A 23,306-nucleotide genomic window follows, 5' to 3' on the forward strand; every position below is an offset into this window, starting at 1 on the left:
TCAACTCACCACCTAACCACCTAACCACCTCACCATTCACATTTTCTAGTAAGTGAGATTTGCTCTTTGCAAAAGATTATTTCATCAAACAACAAAGAGCAAAAAAACAAAAAAACAAACAACAAAAAAGCAAAAAACAAAAAAGCAAAAAACAAACAACAAAAAAACAAACAACAAAGAGCAAAGAACAAACAACCTCTATTTTCCTTCCGCTAAAAAAGCTACAATTTCCTTCGCTACTTCATTGGGTTTTTCAGCGACTATAAAATGGCCACAATTGGGAATTTGAACTAGCTGTAGATTCGTTGCTACTGGTACTAAAGAACCTTGGAGTATTTCATAGCCGCTACCTCCTATTCCCAATACAGGCATGCTTAAATTCACATAGGTTTTACTATCCTCAATATCTTGTCCAAAGGCTTGATACCAGGCATTTGAAGCGCGTATTGCATCTTTTGAATTATACGCCTGAGTGTAAAGCTTTCGATCAACGTCAGAGACAGCTTCTTTATCTACAGTTAATTGATCAAATAACCAATCAATGATGATATCCATGCGCCCTTCCAATAGTTGTTCGGGTAGCTCCTTCACTTGATTAAAAACCAACCACCACGGATAGGTATAATTTCCTCCTGGTATTGGTAACATCGGTAAATGATACATCCCAGCATCTGGGTGTGGAGTGTCTAACATCACCAGTTTTGCTGTTTTATGCGGATAATTACAGGCAAAGCTAAAAGCAACATGAGCTCCAATATCATGACCGCCAATGTAAACGCGATCTAACCCCAGTTGTTGAACAAGTGCCTCAATATCGCGTGCCATATTTTTCTTTTCATACCCTTGAAGGGGTTTAGCTGAATTTCCCATCCCGCGTATCTCAACAACAATAACCTGGTATTTTTCTGCCAGGATAGGCATAATCTTGTGGTACCCCCACCAAGTTTCAGGATATCCTGGTATTAAAAGCAAAGGCTCTCCTTCTCCTCCAATTACATAGTGTAACTGCGTTCCATTAACCGTCGCATACTGACTTTCAAATCCTTCTAATGCGTGCGTTAACAGCTGGTTGGTTGTGTATTTTTCCATAACTATCTCTTTACTATTTCTTCTATTTTTCATTTGTACTATGTAAAACTAAATACTATTTTTACACCATACAACCATGAAGTATACTTCACAGTTTGTAATTTAAAAAAAGTTTAACAGATGAAGTTAATTAGCCAGTTAGCCAAAGAAGTCGATCTTCCTGTAGCGACCATTCGGTTCTATGAAAAAAAGGGCCTTTTTAGCAGTATTACAAAAGAGGATGTTACCACAAATAACTATGCCTATTACGATGAAGAAGTCATTGATAAATTAAGGTTCATTCAAATGGCCAAAGCAGTTGGTTTCACCCTATCCGAAATAAAAGAAGTCATTGATGCTTGGTACGAAAAGCAACTCACTAAAAAAGCTAAATTGGACGTCTTAAATCTAAAACTCAAGCAACTTGATGCAAAGATGAACGAACTCAAAGCCATGAAAAAGCAAATTAGCCTTTGTAAATATAATATTGAACATGATTTAAGTTAATACTGGTGAGAGGGTGAGGTGATTAGAAGGTGAGGCGATGAGGTGATTAGAGAGTGAGGTGATTTGAGGGTGAGGTGATTTGAGGGTGAGGTGATTTGAGGGTGAGGTGGTGAGAGGTAAATTTTCTAAATAGTATAAATTTTCCTTTAATCGAAAATCCTTACGACTTCACAAAAAGCAAAAAACGACTTCACAAAAAAGCAAACCTCACTTACTAGAAGATGTGAATGGTAAGGCGATGAGGTGGTGAGAGGTGAATTTTCTAAATAGTATAAATTTTCCTTTAATCGAAAATCCTACGACTTCACAAAGAGCAAAGAGCAAAAAACGACTTCACAAAAAAGCAGCTTCACAAAGAGCAAAGAGCAAACCTCACTTTCTTAAAGTACTTGATTATCGTTCCCATATCATCCTTCATTTTAATTTACTCAAAAGTAAGATTATCTTTTTTGATGTACTGTAACAATTGTTACTGTCTACCTAGCAAACAACAGTTAGATTTGCTCTACATAACTATCAAAACACACGATCATGAGAAAAATGCTTTGGGCTATTGTCGTACTCATTGGAACCACTACGATGGTTCATGCGACAAACCTTACGCATACCGTAAACGAAGCAACTTTACAAGCAACAACGGGAGATAAATATGCAATTTTAGTTCAATCGACCAAGAACTTACGTGCTTCTATTATGACGGCTTCAGAAATGAAAAAAGACAATCCTGCTATTGCCTTTGAAATTGTAATTATGGGGCAGATGGTACAGGAATTAAACGATAAGGAATTACGTCCAACGTTAGATGCAGCAAACAAAGCAGGAATTAAATTAGTAGTATGCGAATTTGCGCTTCAAGTCTATGGAGTAAGTCTAAAAGATTTACCTTCTTACTTTGTTGGAACGCCAAATGCACATAAGTACCTGTTTCAATTAAACGAAAAGAAGTATAATACACTTTCCATTTAAATAAACAACAACTGAACAATACCTTTTTCCAAACAAAAAGCATCCCTCGGGATGCTTTTTTACTTGTTTGTATTTTAATTTTTATTTTCTAACATGGGTACGAATTTAAAATCGCCATGTTCATGTTTTTCAAATTGAGTTTCATTGAGTCGGATCAGTTCAATCATCGTTTGTTGATCTTCTCCTACAGGAATAATCATACGCCCTCCTATTTTGAGTTGTCCCATTAACGCCTGTGGAATAAAAGGTGCACCTGCTGTTACAATGATGGAATCAAAAGGTGCATAATTCGGTAATCCTTTATAGCCATCCCCAAAGGTTAGCAATTTAGCACGAATACCTAATTTTGGCAACAACAAAGCCGTTTTCTTATACAATTCCAACTGGCGTTCAATGCTGTATACCCTAGCCCCCATCGCGACTAACACAGCCGTTTGATACCCACTGCCCGTTCCAATTTCCAATACCTTATCCTCTGGTTTCACTTGCAGCAACTGCGATTGAAAAGCAACGGTATAAGGATGCGAGATGGTTTGACCTGCACCTATGGGAAAAGCGGTATTTTGATAGGCAAAATTTTCAAAACTCGAATCTATAAATAAATGCCTAGGAATGCGTCTAATCGCCTGAAGTACGGCTTGATCTTCAATGCCTTTTTCCTTCAATGCTTCAACCAACTGATTGCGCAATCCCTGATGCTTCGTAGAATCCTTCACTGTAATTAAATAATTTATACAAAAGTAACCAATATTTTTATAAAAAACACCTTTTAATCCCTTCCAAACAAAGTATTGCAAAAGATTTAAAGCTGAAATTTTACCCATTCCATAAATAAGTTTTATTTTTGTTCAAAATAATTTTTTATGCTTAAAATTGGCGTATTGGGAGCTGGGCATTTAGGTAAAATTCACTTGCGTTTGCTGAACCAATCAGAAAAATACGAATTAGTAGGTTTTTATGACCCTTTTGCAGAAAATGCAAACAAAGTAGCACAAGAGTTTGGTTACACCAAATTTGACAGCATTGACGAATTAATTCAAGCCGTTGATGTTATTGATATTGTGACTCCTACACTCTCCCATTTTGACTGTGCAAAAAAAGCCATTGAAGCGGGAAAACACGTTTTTTTAGAAAAACCCATTACAACTACAGTTGAAGAAGCGGAAGCTATTATTGACTTAGCCAAACAATATAACGTTTTGGGACAAGTGGGACATGTGGAGCGTTTTAACCCAGCATTCGTTGCGGTAAGTTCAAAAATTGAAAATCCCATGTTCATTGAAACACACCGTTTAGCTGAATTTAATCCTAGAGGAACGGATGTACCTGTCGTATTGGATTTAATGATTCACGATTTAGATGCTATTCTAAGTGTAGTAGATTCACCCGTAAAACACGTGAGTGCTAGTGGGGTATCTGTTTTAAGCGAATCACCCGATATTGCCAATGCTCGTATTGAATTTGAAAATGGCTGTGTGGCTAACGTTACTGCAAGTAGAATCTCGATGAAAAACATGCGTAAATCGCGTTTTTTCCAACGTGATGCGTATATCTCTGTGGATTATTTAGAGAAAACATGTGAGGTAGTAAAAATGAAAGATACTCCAGAAACACCCGGAGATTTCGACCTTATCTTACAAAATGCCGAGGGATTAAAGAAACAAATTTACTACGATAATCCAAAGGTTTTACCAAATAATGCTATCTTAGATGAACTAGAAACGTTTCACGATGCGATTATCAATCAAACAAGACCAGTGGTAACACTAGAAGATGGTACAAAAGCTTTGCGTTTGGCTTATCAAATCATAGACGCATTTAAAAACTAACAAATCATTAACTCGTAAATACATACTTAACTTATGAAAAATATTGCTGTAATTGGTGCAGGAACAATGGGAAATGGAATTGCTCATACTTTTGCTCAAAAAGGCTTTAAAGTACTTTTAATCGATATCTCTGAACAAGCGATTGAAAGAGGAATGAATACGATTAGCAAAAATTTAGATCGAATGATTGCGAAAGGTTCTATTACAGAAGCAGACAAAAAAGCAACAATCGAAAATATTATCACCTATACAGAAATTAAAGACGGTGTTGTCAATGCGGATTTAGTTATTGAAGCTGCAACAGAAAATATCAATTTAAAACTAAATATTTTCAAAGAATTAAGCGCTGTTTGTAGAGAGGATGTGATTTTAGCATCAAATACCTCTTCTATTTCTATTACGCAAATTGCATCGGTAGTAAAAAACCCAGAGCGCGTAATCGGTATGCACTTTATGAATCCAGTGCCAATCATGAAATTGGTAGAGATCATCAGAGGATATAATACAACGGATGAAGTAACGAAAGCGATTATGGATTTATCGTTGAAATTGGATAAAACACCAACCGAAGTAAACGATTACCCTGGTTTCGTAGCGAACCGTATTTTAATGCCAATGATTAACGAAGCAATTGAAACATTGTACAATGGTGTTGCTGGTGTTGAGGAAATTGACACAGTAATGAAATTGGGAATGGCTCATCCAATGGGACCTTTACAATTGGCTGACTTCATTGGTTTAGATGTATGTTTATCTATTCTAAACGTAATGTATGACGGTTTCAAAAACCCTAAATATGCACCATGTCCGTTATTAGTAAATATGGTAATGGCTGGTAAATTAGGTGTAAAATCAGGAGAAGGATTTTATGACTATTCAGAAAGCAAAAAAGCAGAGAAAGTGGCGAAAATGTTTTCTTAATTGAACAGTAAATAAAACAAACAATCATACCAAGACAATCGATTTCATTGTCGATTGTCTTATTTTTTGATACCATATAGTAAAGAATGGCAAAAATAATTCCTTTCCAGGGTATACGCCCAACACGAGATAAAGCTAATTTGGTAACTTGTAGGTCCTTTGAAGACTACAATGCGGTAGAATTAGCCTATCTTTTAGATTACAATCCTTTTTCATTTCTACACGTTTTAAACCCAGCTTACGTCAATCCTCAAAAGGTAACTAGCGATAAGCGATTTAAAATGGTTGCAGCTAAGTTTAATGATTTTAAAAAGGAAGGAATCTTAACAAAGGAAGACACCCCCGTTTTGTATCTCTATCAAATTGAGACAAAAAACTGGAAATTTACGGGTATTGTTGCGGGAACTTGCATTGAAGATTATGAAAATAACATCATCAAAAGGCATGAAGACACACTAGAATATCGGGTCAATCTCTTTAAAGAATACTTGTATCACAGTCGATTTAATACAGAACCCGTACTGATGATGTATCCTGATAAAGAAGATATCAATGCGTGGATTACAACCTACAAAGAGAATCGCCCCATTTACGATTTTACAACCGTAACCAAAGAGCGACATACAATCTGGAAGGTGGATGATCAGGCATGTATTGATTGGTTATGCCAAGAATTTGATGCTATATCAGAGCTGTATATTGCCGATGGACACCATCGCTTTGCCTCTGCTGCATTACTCAAAAAAGAAAATGGTTTTGAACCGCATTCGCATAGCAATACGGTCATGACGTTCTTAATTGCAGAAAACAACATTAAAATATATGAGTTTAATCGCATTATCCACGATTTAAACAATCATAGTAAAGAGGAGTTTTTAGCTTTATTAAGCGAGAAATTTAACGTAAAAAACAAGCAACAACAGTTGTGGAAACCCTCCAAAAAGATGGAATTTGGTATGTACTTGGACGGGGATTTTTACTCCCTCAAACTCAAGGATAAAATTAAAACAGACGATATTTTAATGCAGCTCGATGCACAAATATTGTATGATGCTGTTTTAAATCCGATCTTAGGGTTGGATGATTTGAGAAATGACGCTAGAATTGATTATATTCCAGGAAATGAATCCATTGTAGCGATTAAAGAATTAGTTGATGATGGAGAATATGAGGTTGGTTTTATGTTATACCCAACCAATGTACATGAGATCAAGCTAGTAGCGGATAATGATTTAATCATGCCGCCAAAGAGTACCTATATTGAACCTAAGTTCATGAATGGGTTATTAACCTACGAAATTTAAAAATACAATATGATGTCAATGATTGCTGAGAATCTAAAACGAATTAAAGCTGACTTACCTGCACAGGTACAGTTGGTTGCTGTTTCTAAAACAAAACCCAATGCGGCTATTTTAGAAGCATATGAAGCAGGACAAAGAGTTTTCGGTGAGAATAAGATACAAGAAATGACGGATAAGTATGACGCTCTACCTCAAGATATAGAGTGGCATATGATTGGGCATGTACAGCGCAATAAAGTAAAGTATATGGCTCCTTTCGTCGCTTTGATTCACGCTGTTGATAGTCTGCGTTTACTAACTGAAATCGATAAACAAGCGGAGCGAAATAATCGCGTTATTCCGTGTTTGTTGCAGCTATTTATTGCCGATGAAGAAACGAAATTTGGCTTAAGTGAAGACGAACTATTCGAACTTCTAGACAGTGAAGCTTTCAAAGTCTTACACCACATTAAGATCCAAGGGTTAATGGGAATGGCAACATTTACCGAAAACCAAGATCAAATTAGACAAGAATTTTCTACACTACACCATATTTTTGAAAAGGTACAAACCTACAATCACTTACCCAATGTGGAATGCAAAACATTATCCATGGGGATGAGTAATGACTACCCTATCGCTATCGACTGCGGAAGTACAATGATTAGAATAGGAAGTACTATTTTCGGAGAACGCAATTACGAATTAAACAAATAAGATACTATTGTACGCAATTTTAGATATAGAGACCACAGGGGGTCAGTTTAATGAAGAAGGGATAACCGAGATTGCCATTTATAAATTTGATGGTCATCAGATTGTTGACCAACTCATTAGTTTAGTCAATCCCGAGAAAGAAATACAGCCCTTCGTTGTAAAACTGACAGGAATCAATAGTGCTATGCTTCGCTTAGCGCCTAAATTTCATGAATTAGCAAAACGCATTATCGAAATGACAGAAGATTGTGTGCTGGTAGCACATAATGCAGCTTTCGATTATCGCGTGCTGCGCAATGAATTTAGTCGTTTGGGATACAATTTTCAAAAAGATACGTTGTGTACCGTTGAGCTTGCTCAAAAATTGTTACCTGAAATGCCTTCGTATAGTTTGGGGAAATTAGTGCGTACTTTAGGAATTCCGTTGGCAGACCGCCATCGTGCTTATGGTGATGCCCTAGCAACACTCAAACTATTTCAGCTACTCTTATCAAAAGATACCGAAAAGACAATACTAACTAGCATGATTAAGTCTGATATTAAAACAGGACTTAATCCCAAGTTTTTTGATATTACCGATAACCTCCCTACTTCGGTTGGTATTTACTATATCCACAACGAAGAAGGTGAAATCATCTACATTGGTAAAAGTCGCAACATCAAGAAGAAGATTATGCAGCACTTTACCAATAATGCTGTCCTATTCAAAAAGGTTCAAAAAGAAACGTATACCGTTACTTTTGAGAAAACAGGAAATGAATTGATTGCCATTTTAAAAGAAGCAGAAGAAATTCTTTTAAATAAGCCCAAATACAACAAAGTAACCAAAAAAGGGATTTTCCCCTATTCGCTCTATGTAAAAACCAACCTTCAAGGTTATTTTTATTTCAGCTTAGAAAAAACAGATGGTCGTAAAAGAAATCATATGGCTTTTACTTCCTTAGCTGAAGGGAGAAAATTTGTAGATAAAATCACAGCTGATTTTGAACAGCCTTTTTACTTGGAAGTGTTACATGAAAAAAAATCAAAAAAAGTAACAGAAGAGACTTTTTGTACTACATTTGATTTAGCATTTCAAGAATATAATACGTTATTAATTAACTTATTACAACATTACAACCTAGATGATGGCCATGTGTTAATCCTCGATAAGGGACGCACCATCAACGAGAGAAGTGCTGTGGTGATGGAAAATGGAAAGTTAGCAGGCTATTGTTTTTACGATTTGAATTATCAAATCAACGATCCCGCAAGGATTGCAGCAAACCTTACGCCTATTACCTTTCACCGCAACAACAGAAATATTATTCTCAATTATTTGAATAAGAAAACTGGTTATAAATTAATCCATTATTAAAAGTATATACGTTGAGACGCAGACTAAAAAATAAGTGGGATATTCTTAAACAGAAGATTTATATCATCATCTATGGTTCCAATACATTTGCGGGTAAGCTATTCGATTTAGTTCTACTCGCGGTGATTCTATTGAGTGTGATTTTGGTTATGTTGGAGTCGATTGAGAGCTACGACATGAAACATCACACCCTCCTGAAGGTATTGGAATGGGTGATTACTATTTTCTTTACGATTGAATATGTGTTGCGGATTATCTGTAACAAACAACCGCTGAAATATATTTTCAGCTTCTACGGTATTGTCGATTTAATTTCGATTATGCCGATGTATTTATCGTTCTTTGTTTCGGATTTAGGTATTTTATCTGTAGTTCGAGCCCTGCGTTTACTGCGTTTATTTGGTATTTTAAACTTAGTTCCGTACATCGGACAAGAGTCTAACTTAAAGCTTGCCATCAAAGCGAGTAGAACTAAAATTATTGTTTTCATCTACTTTATCGTGGTTGTTTCGATTTTACTAGGGGCCTTGATGTACGTCATTGAAGGCAAAGACAATGGTTTTACCAGTATTCCGAAAAGTATCTATTGGTGTATTGTAACCCTTACGACAGTAGGTTATGGAGATATTGCTCCGCAGACCACGATCGGACAGATGATTGCTTCGTTTATTATGATTATGGGATATGGTATTATTGCCGTTCCTACTGGAATTGTAACAGCGGAATTTACAAGCTTAAAACGAAATAAAAGCATTGATGCTAGACGAAGAAGAACTTGTTCTTCTTGTACAACAACAATTTATGATGATGACGCTAATTATTGCTATAATTGCGGCCAAAAATTAGGAGATGTCTTTACCCGATAAACCCCATTATTTACTTGTCGTTATTGGCCCAACAGCCATCGGAAAAACGGCTTTAGCTATACAATTAGCTCAACATTTTCAATGTGAAATTCTATCTTGTGATAGTCGTCAATTCTTTAAAGAAATGACGTTAGGTACTGCCGTTCCCTCCCAAAAGGAACTCGCTGCTGTACCGCATCACTTTATTCAACATATCAGCATTCAGGATTCCTACTCTGTAGGGGATTTTGAACGTGATGCCATTGCGCATTTGGATCGCCTATTTGAGCAAAACAACGTGCAAGTAATGGTTGGTGGCTCTGGTTTGTATGTCAATGCCATTTTAGAGGGATTGGACGAATTTCCAGATATTGACCCTCGTATACGAGAAGAACTCAACCAAGCATTGGAAGAAAAAGGCTTACCTTATCTTCAAGCTCAACTCAAGGAGTTAGACCCTGTGCACTACGAAAAGGTAGCCTTAGACAATCCGCAACGCGTTACACGTGCCCTAGAGGTTTCGATTGGAACAGGACAGCCCTACTCTAGTTTTTTAGCGAAAAAGAAGGTAAAACGCAACTTTATTCCCATCGTTATTGGTCTAGAAGCTCCTCGTGAAATCATGTATGATCGCATCAATAAACGCGTGGATCTCATGCTAGAGGGTGGACTTTTAGATGAAGTGAAAGCCCTACTGCCCTATCAAGAACTAAATGCCTTACAAACCGTAGGCTATCGTGAACTATTCCATTATTTTAATGGAGAAGGTACGCTTGAAGAAGCGATCGAAGAAATCAAAAAAAATACGCGTCGATTTGCCAAGAGACAAATTACTTGGTTCAAAAGAACGCCAAACGCTACTTGGTATCCCTATCAAACAGACCCAAAACTGATTATAGCAGCGATTACTGAGCAACTAAATTAATCAATTATGCCCATTTCCGACCAATTTACCTCCATTCACCAACAATCTTATGAAATAGACTTCTTTGCCTGTTCTCCTTCTGGACATCTGAAATGGGTGGATTTATGTAGACTTATTCAACGTGTTTCAGCAGATCATTCGGTGCTTGGTGGAATTAGTTTTTGGGATTTAAAAACACACAACCAAGCATGGGTACTCAGTAAATTTCGAGTAGAAAAGAAAGCAGAACTACCTCAATGGCAAGATAAGATTACCATTAGTACTTGGATTGAACGCTTAGATGGTGTACGCTCTATCCGAAATTTTGAGGTTTATCTCGGTGAACAACTCATTGCGGTGGCTTCCTCTCTATGGGTGATCATCAATACGGAACGCCGTAGACCTGAACTCATTGCATTACCACACGAACACTTTATCAAATACACGAATAAAAAGGTAACACAAGCCGAATTTGCAAAACTACACAAAGGAGCTTATCACAAAATTGATGAACTCCGCGTTAAGTTATCTGATTTAGATATGGTTCATCACGTAACCAATATCAAATACCTTGAATGGTGTATTGATGCTGCTTTTGCCTGTCAACAAGCCGTAGATAAAATACAAGTCATTGACATGCACTTCTTAAAAGAAACGCGAATCAACGATACTTGTGAAGTACAGCTCTTGCAAGAAAACAACCTGTTGCACTACCAAATTTGTGTGGATAGTGTGGTTCATTTTTATTGCTTGATGGAGGTAGAAGAATAATTGCAAACATGAAGTAGCGTTATTCTTACGTTTTAACGCAAAATAGACGGAGATGATAGACCAAGAATTAAAATATTATGAAGGAATTGAAAACCTAAAAATAGAGATTCCTACAAAAAATGATTATTATACTCTTTTAATCTGTCATCATGGTTTTAGCACCATCAAAGCTGGGTTTCACCAATTCAAATTAACTCCTGGTACAATTGCAATTATCTCTCCTAATGTTATACTCTCCACCAGTGATAGTTCTCCTGATTTAGAAGTCAAACAATTATTTTTCACCAAAACTTTTTTACAAAAGATCTTTTTGAAGGATGAAATTGTTGATGAACTATTATTACTCAACAATAATTATCCGCCTATGTATGACTTACATACAAGATTTCAACTTGTTGCAGATAAGTTTACAGCAATTAAAAATGAAATTGATTTGCAATATGCTTATCACCTTGATATTGTTCGACTGTTAGTGATGGAAATTTTGTACGAATACAACCGTGCTTGTGAGTTCTGTTTATTGGGGTTTGAAAAAAACATGAATCGAAATTATCAAGTCACCTATGAATTTAAAAAACTAGTTGATCAGTATTTTTCAACTTGGAACTCTATTGGTCAATATGCTTCTACACTCAATGTATCTGCAAAACATTTAACTGAAGTTGTCAAAGAGGAAACGGGACATACTGCCCTCCAAATCATACATGAACGACTCTTGTTGGAAAGTCAGTTTTTATTAAAACACTCCACAAAATCAATAAAGGAATGTGCTTTGACTCTTGGTTTTGAAACAGCTTCTTACTTTTCAAGATTTTTTAAAAGTCATATGAATATTTCTCCTCATGCGTATAGAAAAAAACAATAACCTTCTTCTTGTCCTTTTTCAAAAACTCTAACTACACCATCAGGCTACCCTTTCCGAAAAAATTGAATCTTTTTCCGAATATTGGATATTGCTCCTCCCTTCCTTGTTCATGAACTTTGCAAAGTAATTTTAATTATTTAAAAATGAATGATATGGAAGTATCTCCTACCCATACACAAGCTTCTTGGGCGATTCTTTTTTCAAAAGGGAATGCTTTAAAGGCAATTGTGCTCGCTTTAGGTGTGATGTTGCACGCTACCAATGTTTATTTAGCAACAACTATTATGCCTTCAATTATAAAAGAAATTGGCGGAATTCAATACTATGCATGGAACACCACAATATTTGTTGTTGCCTCTGTCATTGGTTCTGTTATTTCTGCCAATCAAATGACTAAATCAGGGCCTAGAAAGGCTTATCAGATTGCAATTTTACTTTTTTCAATGGGTACATTACTGTGTACGTTTGCACCAACAATGTATATTTTACTTCTGGGTCGATTTATTCAGGGATATGGTGGCGGATTGCTCTTTGCCTTATCCTATGCCATGATACGCTTAGTCTTTACAGAAAATCTATGGTCAAGAGCCATGGCTTTAGTTTCAGCTATGTGGGGAGTTGCTGCTTTTTCGGGACCTTTTATCGGAGGAATCTTTGCTGAACACGGGCATTGGAGATGGTCTTTTGGTATTTTACTCTTCTTTTGTTTATTTATTATACTTGCAGCTAGCATTATAATTCCACAGAAACACAACGCACAAACGGCAAGCCCAATTCCAACAGTAAAACTTCTATTACTTACCTTATCTGTTTTAGCCGTTTCGATTGGAAGTATTCAGCAAAGTATAGGGAAGAATCTCCTAGGGGTTTGTGCTGCTATTTTATTGCTTGCTGGAGTCATCTACTTAGAAAAAAACAGTAAAAACAGATTGCTACCGACAGGAGCCTATAAACTATCTTCTACACTTGGTTCAACCTATGCCATTATGGCCTTACTGACAATTGCTACCGCTATTGAAATTTACGTTCCTTACTACGCCCAAGTAATCAATGGTTTCACTCCTATACAAGCAGGGTACCTAACCGTTTTAATAGCCTTAGGATGGACGATATCCTCTATTTTATTTTCTGGTTGCAAAGGGAAAACGATTCGCAACATCATCTTACTAGGTGGCTTTCTTATGTTTGTTGGATTAATAGGTTTGAGCTACATTAGTTTGAACCATACTTTTCCTCCTACTTGGCAGCTTGTCTTGAATTGTATTTTCCTTTTAGCTATAGGAGCAGGTATTGGAATGGGATGGCCGCATTTATTAACTAAAGTGTTTGCCTTAGCACCCAAAGGAGAAGAGAACTTAACATCTTCATCGATAACAACCGTACAGCTGATAGCCACTTCATTTGGAGCTGCCCTCGCAGGATTAGTCACAAATCTGAGTGGTATTACCCAGTCAACAGATATAGTAGCTATAACAAACTCATCTCTATATCTATACGCTATTTTTGCAATAACTCCTTTAGTTGCTATTGTCTTGTTCCTTCGAGTTAAAAACAAAACCAACTAGTTGATACAATCAAATTTACAAAAGTCTTATAATTTCATTTCTCAACTGTAACGACATGGTTTTAAGTACGATTACCCCTCTTGATCCATGCTTTTAGCTATAAAATAGTTTCAAATTAAAAAACTAGATTCAAAAAAAGGTTTCTAATTCGTTAGAAACCTTTTTTTATATATCCATTTTATCGAGATTCTTCTCTCAAAAAAACTACCAAACGAACATTGGGCGTTCAGCCATCATTTCATTTACTTCATCTGCCACTTCTTCGATGATGTCTTCATTTGTATGGTTAAGAATTACTTTATCAATTAAAGCAACGATTGTTTCCATATCTTCTTCTTTCAATCCTCTTGTTGTGATTGCAGGTGTACCAATACGGATACCTGAAGTTACGAATGGTGATTTATCATCAAATGGCACCATGTTTTTATTTACTGTAATTTCAGCTTTTACTAACGCTTGTTCTGCGTCTTTTCCTGAAATATTTTTGTTTCTCAAGTCGATCAACATCATGTGGTTATCTGTTCCTCCAGAAATGATGTTATACCCTCTTTTTACAAATGCGTCAGCCATTGCTTTTGCATTTTTCTGTACTTGCAACATATAAGTGAAGAACTCATCTGTTAACGCTTCTCCAAAAGCAACTGCTTTTGCAGCGATGATGTGCATCAAAGGTCCACCTTGGTTTCCAGGGAATACTGCACTATCCAATAAAGCAGACATCATGCGTACTTCTCCTTTTGGAGTTGTTAAACCAAATGGGTTAGGGAAATCTTTTCCAATCATGATCATTCCTCCACGTGGTCCACGCAAGGTTTTGTGTGTCGTTGTTGTAATGATATGACAATGAGGCACTGGATCATTCATCAATCCCTTAGCAATTAATCCTGCAGGGTGAGAAATATCCGCCATTAAAAGAGCTCCAACGCTATCAGCGATTTCTCTAAAGCGTTTGAAATCCATATCGCGAGAATAAGCAGAAGCACCAGCAATGATTAATTTTGGTTGCTCTTTTTTCGCGATTTCTGCGATTTTATCGTAATTTAATAAGCCTGTTTCTTGCTCTACACCGTAAAATACTGGATTATACAATTTTCCAGAGAAATTCACTGGTGATCCGTGTGTTAAGTGTCCACCGTGAGATAAGTCAAATCCTAAGATTTTATCTCCTGGTTTTAAACAAGCAGAAAAAACAGCTGTATTCGCTTGTGATCCAGAGTGAGGTTGAACATTCACATATTCAGCACCAAAAAGAGCTTTTGCGCGATCAATAGCGATTTGCTCTACAACATCTACTACTTCACATCCTCCGTAGTAGCGTTTGTTTGGATAACCCTCTGCGTATTTATTAGTTAAACAAGATCCGGCTGCTTCCATCGTTTGCTCACTTACAAAGTTTTCAGAGGCAATTAGCTCAATACCGTGTACTTGTCTATCCCCTTCTTCTACGATTAAGTCGAAAATTTCTGTATCTCTTCTCATCTGAATTGTATATTTCGTTAAATTGACCTCAAATGTACAAAATTCGTTTGTTAATTTGCCCTATAATTATATATTTGATTAAACTATTCATTCAATTAATTAAGCAATAAATATGATGATTACGGCAAATGATCCGAAAAGAGAATCTTGGTTAGAAGTTCAGCCACAGTCTGACTTCCCGATCCAAAATATTCCTTTTGGGGTTTTTATTACGAAAGATGATATTGTAACAATTGGAACTCGTATTGGCGATTATGCCATCGATTTAAGTGCCTTGCAAATGTTAGGGTATTTAAAAGGAATCGAACTGACAGACGATGTGTTTTTACAAGACAATCTCAATGATTTCATCTCAAGTGGAAAGAAAACATGGCGTGCAGTTCGAAATAGAATCGCTGATATTTTCGACAAAGCAGACCCAACCTTACAAAACAATGCCAAACACAAAGAGGTAGTGATCTTTAAAATAGAAGAAGTAGAAATGCAATTACCCGTATACATAGGTGATTACACGGATTTTTACTCCAGCAGAGAACATGCAACCAATGTAGGTAAAATGTTCCGAGATCCAGCAAATGCCTTATTACCCAACTGGCTTCACATTCCAGTAGGTTATCACGGTAGAAGTTCAACGGTTATTCCTTCTGGCATTCCTGTGAAACGACCAATGGGACAGACCTTACCTAAGGGGGAATCACAACCTATTTTTGGACCTTCTACTCGCATTGATTTTGAATTAGAAACAGCGTTTATCACTACAGATGCCAATTTATTTGGAGAAAGTATTCCCGTTGATGAAGCTGAAGAGCATATCTTTGGAATGGTCTTATTAAACGACTGGAGTGCCCGCGATATTCAAAAGTGGGAATATGTTCCACTAGGCCCCTTCTTAGCTAAAAACTTCGCTACCTCTATTTCTCCATGGGTGATAACCCTAGATGCTTTAGAGCCATTTAGAACAGCGAGTCCAAAACAAGACCCTACTCCTCTACCATATTTACAACAAACAGGAGATAAAACATTTGACATCAACTTAGAAGTATATCTACAACCCGAAAATGGTCCAGACAACCTAATTTGTCAGTCAAATTTCAAATATTTGTACTGGACTATGAGTCAACAATTGGCTCATCATACGGTTAACGGTTGTAAGATTAATGCCGGAGACTTAATGGGATCAGGAACAATTTCAGGAACTGCACCCAATAGCTTTGGTTCTTTACTGGAGTTAACTTGGGCAGGTGCAAATCCATTAACCTTAGCAGATGGTAGTACACGTACGTTTATCGAAGACTATGATACCATCACCATGAAAGGATATTGCCAGAATGATGATATTCGCATCGGCTTTGGAGAAGTAAGTAGTATGCTACTTCCCTCCACAGCAACAATGAAATAATAAAAAAAGGATTTCTCTAACGAGAAATCCTTTTTTGTTGTTTGCTTTTTTGTTTTTTGTGAGGTTCGTGCTTTGTGCTTTGCTCTTTGTGAAGTTGTAAGATTTATCGATTAAAGGAAAATTTATACTATTTAGAAAATTCACCTCTCACCACCTATCTCACCTATTTGATATTTGTTTTGGTGTTCGATGAATCTTCACTGCGTTCCGATTTTCACTGCGTTTCGATTTCACCAACTCATCACCTCACCCTCTCACCAACTCACCCTCTCATCACCTCACCATAAACCATCACTCCCTCTAATATCCCTTATTCTGTTCAAACGTTGCATCAATATCGATAATCGTTTGAGGAATAGGGAAAATTCTACGATACGGTTGTGATTGTGGTTTAGCTGATTGGGCTAAAGGCAAATCAAACTTTCCGAAACGCACCATCTGGGGTCTGCGTTTAATTTCCCAATACAATTCATATCCCAATTCTTTGTACAATACCTCAGCATCTAAAGCACCTATTGGTTTACCTGCTGCAGCTGCGTGTAAGGCATCATGGGTACGCGTGGTGCGGACTGTATTAATATCGTTCAACGCTAGTCCGACATTTCCTTTTCTAAAATAAGCTTCAGCGCGTAGCATATACATTCCACCTAAACGGTAAATTGGAATATCTACTTCTGAAGAACCATTTTCTCCTTTTGAAGCATCAAATTCAAACTTGAAACAACGAGCTCCACGATTGATTTGATCCTGTTTAAAAACAGCTTCCACAGGATTATCAAAGTTAAAATCAGGGGTAAAATCCATCGGTGTTGTCGAACTTTTCTCCATCACCAAAGGCATGACTTTGATACGACCATCAGCTGTCATTTCAAATTTGCCAGTGGCCTGTACTAACTTAGGACCATGTTGAAGTCCAAATTGAATTCCTCTATTAAAGTGAAACCAAGGCTCTGAAGTTCCAGGTGCAATTGATGTTGCTGGTACAGATACATCGGTTCCATCATTTTTGAACCAAGTACCATCTTCATATTGATAGCTGCGTTGAAAACGAGGATCATCTTGATTTCCATTCCAACTATAGAAAAACTCTGGGCGAATTGCACTCGCATTTGTTCCTCTATTTTTAGCCGTTACGCGTTGATTTCGCTCCATGGTATTATACGCCAAGTCATTACTCGAACCTTTGATATCAGAAACATGCTGAACAACTGCAAAAATCATTTCTTTGGATGTATGATTATCCATGGCAAAATTGTGGAAGTAATTTTCTTCTAATTGAAAACGTCCTTCATCAATTAACAAACTCGTATAGTGAATTACTTTATCCATATTAGAGCTAGAACCATCCGTTGCAGTAGCATTAAAATCAAAAGCAGAACTTGCATTATAGCGATCTTTATACACCGCGCGATTCATATAAAGTTCCGCTAATAATCCATACGCCGCTTGTTTGGTAAAACGCCCTACATGGGTTTGATTTTCACCTAAACTTGGCAAAGAAGGAAGTAACCCTTCTACTTCTGCAATTACAAAGTCAATATCTGATTCTGCTTTTAAAATGCGAATAGGTCCTTTGAGGTTATTGAGGTCTTTATAAGGAGCCTGCCCGTATAAATCCAACAATTGCGCGATATAGAAATACAACAATCCCTTTGCTTCCGCTAGGTAAAAATCTTTTGAAGCTCCTTCTCCATTCAATGTTATCGCTTCAATTGCAGTATAAGAGCGCGTAACGCCATTCGTTAAATCGTTGAAATTTCCTTGTACCAATCCGTTGTCTGATGCCCAGGTAAACTCGGAGATTGCTCTCCATTTTCCTGCATCTCCCCAATCACTTCCTCTCGTTGGCAAAATAGCCACATCACTACTGAGTTCTTGCAAAGCAAACAATCCGCCAGTTCCTACAAATAAATTTTGTCCCATACGCGCATAAGCAGAAGTCAATGCGGCAACGGGATTAATCTCAGATGAACCCAAATTTTCATCTAACACTTTTTCTTCCAAATCCGTACACGATGTAGCAGCCAAAAGCGCCCCTACAACTAGTAATCCATTTACTTTATTGAATATTGTATTCTTCATAATTAAAATTTCACAGTTAATCCAAATAGGAATGTTTTTGATGTTGGATAAGAGGTATAATCAACACCTATGGATTGATTTCCACCTGTAGCTTTGTTTGAGTTAATTAAAGGATCATATCCTGAATAACCCGAAATGGTCAATAGGTTTTGTCCACTAACATAAAAGTTCATGCTATCCAACCATTTTAAATCTTTTAATGGAACAGTATAACCTAAACGCACGGAATTCAAGCGAATAAAATCGGATTTCTCAATGTATAAATCTGAAAACTGAGGCGGATTACTGCTATTCGCTCCTGAATTTGCGTATTGTGTAGCGACATTTCGATCAGAAGCAAGGTTATTGATATTCAAGGCATTTAACATCGTATTATTCGCCAAATACCCTCCTGTTTGTCCAATGATTGAAAAGGAGAAATCCCAGTTCTTATACTTCATATACGAGTTGATACCAAACGTAAAATCGGGAATTGCACTTCCAGCAATCACGCGGTCATCCATACTGATGATACCATCTCCATTGACATCGCGATACATATCTCTACCTTCTTCATCATATCCGATGTGATCCAATGCATAAAAGCTACCTAAAGCATACCCACTTTTGTAAATATTAGCCGTTACTCCAGATTGTCCAGGTCCTGAAATATTTCCAGATAAGATTTGAGAAACAGGTAAATTCTTGATTGTATTAGACAAGAATGTTCCATTTACATCTACATTCCAAGAAAAGTCGCCTTTATCAATTAAGTTGGATCCCAACATAAACTCAAGACCTTTATTGACGATTTCTCCATCAATATTCACCCAAACATCAGCCGTTGGACTCAATGGTTTAGAAGGGATATTCAAGATTGCATCTGTAGTGGTTTTATTGAAGTAATCTAGTGTTCCATATAACTTATCATTCCATAAACTAAAATCCACTCCCACATTAAATTGGGTTACAACCTCCCATTTTAAATCTGGATTTGGAGTTCTAGAGATCGTAATACCTGGCATTAATTCTCCATCATCATTGAGGTAATATCCATCACTATAAGATTGAGAATAGCTGGCTTGTGTAATTTTATTTTTTACTTCTTGATTTCCTGTTTGTCCCCAACTTGCTCTTAGCTTCAAGTTATTTACTACATTGGAATCCATCAAAAAGTTTTCTCTGTTGACATTCCACCCCAAAGCAAAGGAAGGGAAATAACCATACTTATTATTCTCTCCAAAACGCGTAGAACCATCGGCTCTTACTGAAGCGGTAACAAGGTATTTACCATCAAAAGAGTAGTTAAAACGCCCAAAGTACGACTGTAATTCATTTTCTTGACTGTAACCAGAAACTCCATTGAACTTCCCTTTATAACCTGGGTTATCCTTAGGTGATACCCCATCATTGCGATCTGCAATTTCAGTAAAGTTTATCGTTGTTCCTGTGTTGTAGAAGTATTGATATGAAAAACCTCCTAAAACATCAAACTGATGTTTCCCAAAGGAGAAATCATAGGTCAAATAGTGTTCTAATAGATGGGATTTACTTTCCACATTGGCTTGATAATATTGCCCACGAGGAGAGCGGTCTGTGATATTGGGATAGATGGTTGTATTGCGTTCTGAATTACTCAAATCATATCCAAAGTTGAATTTATAATTTAAGTTAGGCAAAATCTTATAGCCTAATTCCAAATTAGCTAACGCGCGAAGGGTTCTGGTTTCATCTTCATAAATATCCAATAAATACGCAGGATTATAATGCGCATTCATATTGAAGTTGGTAAACGCTCCATTTTTATCTTTTACACTCCACGTAGGATTTGCCATGAGCGTATGAATCATCAGCTGTCCATCTGAACCTCCGTCATCAGAAGTTGGCACTCCATCTTCTTTGATTTCACTTGCCGTTAAATTCGCTTTAATAGTTAAACGGTCATTAAAGAATTTTTCTTCTCCATTGAAACGGGCACTATTTCGATTGAACTCACTGTTATGAATAATTCCCTCTTGTTTTAAATTAGAGATCGATGCGAAATAACTTCCTCCTGATTTTGAACGCGTGCCAAAAGACAAGCTGTTATTTCTGGTCATGGCTGTTCTCAAAATTACATCTTGCCAATCGGTATTTCCTCCATGATCAAAAGCAGGTTCAGTAATTTTATTGCGGTATTCATCCGCCGATAAGACGTCTAATTTTTTGATGACACTCGAAAAACCAACAGAGCTATCAAATGTTAGCGTCGGCTCTTGAGAAGTTCCTTTTTTAGTTGTAATAATGACCACACCATTCGATCCTCTTGCTCCATAAATAGCAGCGGCAGAAGCATCTTTTAAGATTGTCATGGATTCAATATCACTTGCATTTAAGAAGTTCAATGGGTTTTTAGCACTTGAGCTTCCAAAACCAACGTTACTTCCACCTGGTGATACATTTTCATTAGATAAAGGCATTCCATCTACCACAAATAAAGGAGTCGATCCACTGCGTATTGATCCTATTCCGCGAATTGAGACATCCACCCCAGCTCCAGGTTCTCCACTGGTTTGCACCACGCGAACACCTGCTACTTTTCCTTGTAACAGCTGATCTGGTGAAATATTCACCCCGTCTTTAAAGGTTGTAGGACTTAATTGTGAAATTGCTCCGGTTAAATCGCTTCTGTGCTTGTTTCCATATCCTACTTCTACCACAAGCTCATCCAACATTTCTTGGCTTTCCTTTACTACAATTTGCACCGTATTTTGTGCAATCTTCGTTTCTTGTGTTTGGTAACCAATAAACTCCACAACCACCACTTCTCCTATGCGCGCTTTTATTTCAAATGCCCCTTTTTCATCGGATTGCACGGCACGTTGTGTTCCTTTAATGTAAACCGTAGCGAATGCAACAGGTGAACCTTTCTCGTCCACAATTTTTCCTTTGATTTTTTCCTCTTGTACAAATGTTAGCTCTTCTTTTGTAATCACATGAGCTCCTGGTTTTAAATGAGCAAATGCGGTTGTTGAACACAAAAGAATCATACAAGTACCGAATGATTTCCATTTAAAAAGGGCTCTTAATAAATGAAAATGAATGAGTCTTCTCTTCATGATTTAGTTTTAGTTTCAGTATTGCAAAAGAATGCATCCAATGTTATCTCAGGTTTATTCTAACTTTATAATACCTTGATTAAATCATTACCCAAAAGGGCTGATTGCTAACAAAGAATAACAATCACATAATAAAGGGGATAGCACAAAACAAGAGGTATCCCTGTATTTTAGGCCCAAAGAAATCAAGAAGATGAAACAATTTATTTTTACACTCCTTATTGGAGGTTCTCTAGCGAGTTATGCCCAACAAGTACCTTTACACCAAATTCAAGTCATCGGTTCGCACAATAGTTATAAGAAGGCTATTCACCCCAAATTGTATCAGCATTTACTAGAAAAAAATGCTCAGGTTCAAACGCTTTATTATGAGCATCCCTCCATAGAAACGCAATTAAATTTAGGGTTGAGAAATTTAGAGCTGGATATTTGGAAGGATGAGCAAGGAAATAAATACGCTCATCCAAGTGGAACGGCTATCTCTGGTGAAACCTACGAATGGACGGCAGCAATGGCTCAACCAGGGTATAAAATTTTCCATATGCCTGATGTTGATTTCGAAACCCATCAACCCCATTTCATCCAACAACTTCGAGAGCTAAAACAATGGTCTGAACAGCATCCTACGCATGAAACTATTTTTATTACTTTGGAATTAAAGGATGATAAAAAAGATGCTACGACGGTATTTACACAAGCGAATATTCAAGAAATAAATACGCTTATTGCTCAAGAATTGACCAGCAAGCATCTGATTACACCTAAAGAATTAAAACGAAATACTGATTTTATTCAATGGCCTACGGTGGATGAAAGTAGAGGGAAATTTGTTTGGATTATTGACAATACGGACTACCGTTTGGACTTATTTGATGCCATCGACTTGGATGATTTGACCGTTTTTCTTAATGTTCCCTTTACACACCCAAAAGCGGGATGCATGATTCTCAATGACCCCTACAATGTAACTATCCCAAAATTAGCTGAAAAAGGAGTGATTATCCGAACTCGAGCGGATGATAGTACGAAACAAGCAAGAACAAATGATTATTCTACATTTGAACAGGCTAAAAAATCAAAGGCTCAAATTATTACCACTGATTATTATCTTCCTAGTCAGCTATTCCCTTCTACTTATAAGGTTAGTTTTGAGGATGATACGTATGTAAGAATGCAGTAAGTGGTGAGGTAGTGAGGTGGTGAGAGGATGAGATTGGTGAGGTGGTGAGGTGGTGAGGTGGTGAGGTGGTGAGAGGGTGAGGAGGTGAAGGCGGTGAAGGCGGTGAAATCGGAACGCAGTGAAAATCGAAACGCAGTGAAGATTCATCGAACACCAAAACAAATATAAAATAGGTGAGATATATTCATCGAACACCAAAACAAATATCAAATAGGTGAGATAGATGGTGAGAGGGTGAGATTGGTGAGGTGGTGAGATTTAGCTAGAAAATTCGCCTCATCGCCTCACCGTCTCATCGCCTCACAAAAAACAAACCTCACAAAGCACCGTTGTGTGAGCGCGAGATGCGTCCCCTCCTTCGTCGGGGTGATTACTGGGCGTGGATTATGAGACGGTGAGGTGGTGAGCGAACCTCACAAAAAAGCCTCTCGCAAAAAAGCAAAAACTTCTTACAACAAACCTCAACAAAGCACACCTCACCCTCTCACCTT

At 37.2% G+C, this 23,306-nt stretch carries 19 protein-coding genes; 14 read left to right on the forward strand and 5 right to left on the reverse strand.

The window, feature by feature from the left end; genetic code table 11:
• Nucleotides 1-198: 198 nt before the first annotated feature.
• Nucleotides 199-1,089 carry an alpha/beta fold hydrolase gene (locus AWV75_RS03560; RefSeq protein ID WP_060873250.1) on the reverse strand — a complete coding sequence of 297 codons (891 nt, stop codon included), beginning with the start codon at nucleotides 1,087-1,089 and terminating at the stop codon, nucleotides 199-201.
• A gap of 120 nt (nucleotides 1,090-1,209) precedes the next feature.
• Between AWV75_RS03560 and AWV75_RS03565 the strand changes: the two genes are divergently transcribed.
• Together AWV75_RS03565 and AWV75_RS03570 are read left to right on the forward strand one after the other, a co-directional pair.
• Complete coding sequence (locus tag AWV75_RS03565; RefSeq protein ID WP_060873071.1) at nucleotides 1,210-1,575, forward strand: MerR family transcriptional regulator; 366 nt, start codon at nucleotides 1,210-1,212, stop codon at nucleotides 1,573-1,575.
• 531 nt (nucleotides 1,576-2,106) lie between these two features.
• Entirely contained in the window at nucleotides 2,107-2,541 is a 435-nt protein-coding gene (locus AWV75_RS03570; protein WP_060873072.1) for a hypothetical protein, read from the forward strand.
• Nucleotides 2,542-2,615: 74 nt separating this feature from the next.
• On the opposite strand, the gene AWV75_RS03575 is transcribed toward AWV75_RS03570, so the two are convergent.
• Entirely contained in the window at nucleotides 2,616-3,257 is a 642-nt protein-coding gene (locus AWV75_RS03575) for a protein-L-isoaspartate(D-aspartate) O-methyltransferase (RefSeq protein ID WP_060873251.1), read from the reverse strand.
• A 147-nt stretch (nucleotides 3,258-3,404) separates the two neighbouring features.
• Here AWV75_RS03575 and AWV75_RS03580 point away from each other — a divergent pair, with 147 nt between their 5' ends.
• The 10 genes from AWV75_RS03580 to AWV75_RS03625 all read left to right on the forward strand — a co-directional run bounded on the left by AWV75_RS03580 (nucleotide 3,405) and on the right by AWV75_RS03625 (nucleotide 13,598).
• The gene (locus AWV75_RS03580; RefSeq protein ID WP_060873073.1) at nucleotides 3,405-4,370 is read left to right on the forward strand and encodes a Gfo/Idh/MocA family protein; all 966 of its coding nucleotides are present in this window, start codon (nucleotides 3,405-3,407) and stop codon (nucleotides 4,368-4,370) included.
• 33 nt (nucleotides 4,371-4,403) lie between these two features.
• Nucleotides 4,404-5,291 (forward strand): 3-hydroxyacyl-CoA dehydrogenase family protein, encoded by an 888-nt coding sequence (locus AWV75_RS03585; protein ID WP_002991373.1) that lies wholly within the window; start codon nucleotides 4,404-4,406, stop codon nucleotides 5,289-5,291.
• 86 nt (nucleotides 5,292-5,377) lie between these two features.
• Nucleotides 5,378-6,595, forward strand: coding sequence for a DUF1015 domain-containing protein (locus tag AWV75_RS03590; protein WP_060873074.1), 1,218 nt, complete (start codon nucleotides 5,378-5,380; stop codon nucleotides 6,593-6,595).
• A 12-nt stretch (nucleotides 6,596-6,607) separates the two neighbouring features.
• Entirely contained in the window at nucleotides 6,608-7,291 is a 684-nt protein-coding gene (locus AWV75_RS03595; RefSeq protein WP_060873075.1) for a YggS family pyridoxal phosphate-dependent enzyme, read from the forward strand.
• 7 nt (nucleotides 7,292-7,298) lie between these two features.
• Nucleotides 7,299-8,648 carry an exonuclease domain-containing protein gene (locus tag AWV75_RS03600; protein WP_060873076.1) on the forward strand — a complete coding sequence of 450 codons (1,350 nt, stop codon included), beginning with the start codon at nucleotides 7,299-7,301 and terminating at the stop codon, nucleotides 8,646-8,648.
• 11 nt (nucleotides 8,649-8,659) lie between these two features.
• Complete coding sequence (locus tag AWV75_RS03605; RefSeq protein ID WP_002991366.1) at nucleotides 8,660-9,514, forward strand: ion transporter; 855 nt, start codon at nucleotides 8,660-8,662, stop codon at nucleotides 9,512-9,514.
• Nucleotides 9,498-10,418: a tRNA (adenosine(37)-N6)-dimethylallyltransferase MiaA gene (miaA, locus tag AWV75_RS03610; RefSeq protein WP_060873077.1), complete on the forward strand. Its 921-nt coding sequence runs from the start codon at nucleotides 9,498-9,500 to the stop codon at nucleotides 10,416-10,418. The genes AWV75_RS03605 and miaA overlap by 17 nt, the downstream gene beginning before the upstream one ends.
• A 6-nt stretch (nucleotides 10,419-10,424) precedes the next feature.
• Nucleotides 10,425-11,168 (forward strand): acyl-[acyl-carrier-protein] thioesterase, encoded by a 744-nt coding sequence (locus tag AWV75_RS03615; RefSeq protein ID WP_060873078.1) that lies wholly within the window; start codon nucleotides 10,425-10,427, stop codon nucleotides 11,166-11,168.
• Nucleotides 11,169-11,220: 52 nt separating this feature from the next.
• Nucleotides 11,221-12,033, forward strand: a complete 813-nt coding sequence (locus AWV75_RS03620) for a helix-turn-helix domain-containing protein (protein ID WP_060873079.1) — start codon at nucleotides 11,221-11,223, stop codon at nucleotides 12,031-12,033.
• Between the two features lie 152 nt (nucleotides 12,034-12,185).
• Nucleotides 12,186-13,598 (forward strand): MFS transporter, encoded by a 1,413-nt coding sequence (locus tag AWV75_RS03625; protein ID WP_060873252.1) that lies wholly within the window; start codon nucleotides 12,186-12,188, stop codon nucleotides 13,596-13,598.
• 204 nt (nucleotides 13,599-13,802) lie between these two features.
• On the opposite strand, the gene glyA is transcribed toward AWV75_RS03625, so the two are convergent.
• On the reverse strand, nucleotides 13,803-15,077 hold the full coding sequence (gene glyA / locus AWV75_RS03630) for a serine hydroxymethyltransferase (protein WP_060873080.1): 1,275 nt from the start codon (nucleotides 15,075-15,077) through the stop codon (nucleotides 13,803-13,805).
• Nucleotides 15,078-15,189: 112 nt separating this feature from the next.
• On the opposite strand from glyA, the gene fahA reads away from it, so the two are divergent.
• Nucleotides 15,190-16,476 carry a fumarylacetoacetase gene (fahA, locus tag AWV75_RS03635; RefSeq protein ID WP_060873081.1) on the forward strand — a complete coding sequence of 429 codons (1,287 nt, stop codon included), beginning with the start codon at nucleotides 15,190-15,192 and terminating at the stop codon, nucleotides 16,474-16,476.
• Nucleotides 16,477-16,776: 300 nt separating this feature from the next.
• On the opposite strand, the gene AWV75_RS03640 is transcribed toward fahA, so the two are convergent.
• Both AWV75_RS03640 and AWV75_RS03645 read right to left on the reverse strand, forming a co-directional pair.
• Nucleotides 16,777-18,558, reverse strand: a complete 1,782-nt coding sequence (locus AWV75_RS03640; protein ID WP_060873082.1) for a RagB/SusD family nutrient uptake outer membrane protein — start codon at nucleotides 18,556-18,558, stop codon at nucleotides 16,777-16,779.
• A 2-nt stretch (nucleotides 18,559-18,560) separates the two neighbouring features.
• Nucleotides 18,561-21,635, reverse strand: coding sequence for a SusC/RagA family TonB-linked outer membrane protein (locus AWV75_RS03645; RefSeq protein ID WP_060873083.1), 3,075 nt, complete (start codon nucleotides 21,633-21,635; stop codon nucleotides 18,561-18,563).
• 193 nt (nucleotides 21,636-21,828) lie between these two features.
• Between AWV75_RS03645 and AWV75_RS03650 the strand changes: the two genes are divergently transcribed.
• A complete protein-coding gene (locus AWV75_RS03650; RefSeq protein ID WP_060873084.1) occupies nucleotides 21,829-22,815 on the forward strand; it encodes a Ca2+-dependent phosphoinositide-specific phospholipase C in 987 nt (328 codons plus the stop codon).
• The last annotated feature ends 491 nt before the right edge of the window (nucleotides 22,816-23,306 follow it).

Origin of the sequence: Myroides odoratus, assembly GCF_001549985.1 — a bacterium.
In the GTDB taxonomy this organism is placed as follows: domain Bacteria; phylum Bacteroidota; class Bacteroidia; order Flavobacteriales; family Flavobacteriaceae; genus Flavobacterium; species Flavobacterium odoratum_A.

Coding starts and splice junctions, on each gene's coding strand:
- AWV75_RS03560 (WP_060873250.1), bottom strand. CDS start 1,089: ATGGAAAAATACACAACCAACCAGCTGTTAACGCACGCATTAGAAGGA.
- AWV75_RS03565 (WP_060873071.1), top strand. CDS start 1,210: ATGAAGTTAATTAGCCAGTTAGCCAAAGAAGTCGATCTTCCTGTAGCG.
- AWV75_RS03570 (WP_060873072.1), top strand. CDS start 2,107: ATGAGAAAAATGCTTTGGGCTATTGTCGTACTCATTGGAACCACTACG.
- AWV75_RS03580 (WP_060873073.1), top strand. CDS start 3,405: ATGCTTAAAATTGGCGTATTGGGAGCTGGGCATTTAGGTAAAATTCAC.
- AWV75_RS03585 (WP_002991373.1), top strand. CDS start 4,404: ATGAAAAATATTGCTGTAATTGGTGCAGGAACAATGGGAAATGGAATT.
- AWV75_RS03590 (WP_060873074.1), top strand. CDS start 5,378: ATGGCAAAAATAATTCCTTTCCAGGGTATACGCCCAACACGAGATAAA.
- AWV75_RS03595 (WP_060873075.1), top strand. CDS start 6,608: ATGTCAATGATTGCTGAGAATCTAAAACGAATTAAAGCTGACTTACCT.
- miaA (WP_060873077.1), top strand. CDS start 9,498: ATGTCTTTACCCGATAAACCCCATTATTTACTTGTCGTTATTGGCCCA.
- AWV75_RS03615 (WP_060873078.1), top strand. CDS start 10,425: ATGCCCATTTCCGACCAATTTACCTCCATTCACCAACAATCTTATGAA.
- AWV75_RS03620 (WP_060873079.1), top strand. CDS start 11,221: ATGATAGACCAAGAATTAAAATATTATGAAGGAATTGAAAACCTAAAA.
- AWV75_RS03625 (WP_060873252.1), top strand. CDS start 12,186: ATGGAAGTATCTCCTACCCATACACAAGCTTCTTGGGCGATTCTTTTT.
- glyA (WP_060873080.1), bottom strand. CDS start 15,077: ATGAGAAGAGATACAGAAATTTTCGACTTAATCGTAGAAGAAGGGGAT.
- fahA (WP_060873081.1), top strand. CDS start 15,190: ATGATGATTACGGCAAATGATCCGAAAAGAGAATCTTGGTTAGAAGTT.
- AWV75_RS03640 (WP_060873082.1), bottom strand. CDS start 18,558: ATGAAGAATACAATATTCAATAAAGTAAATGGATTACTAGTTGTAGGG.
- AWV75_RS03645 (WP_060873083.1), bottom strand. CDS start 21,635: ATGAAGAGAAGACTCATTCATTTTCATTTATTAAGAGCCCTTTTTAAA.
- AWV75_RS03650 (WP_060873084.1), top strand. CDS start 21,829: ATGAAACAATTTATTTTTACACTCCTTATTGGAGGTTCTCTAGCGAGT.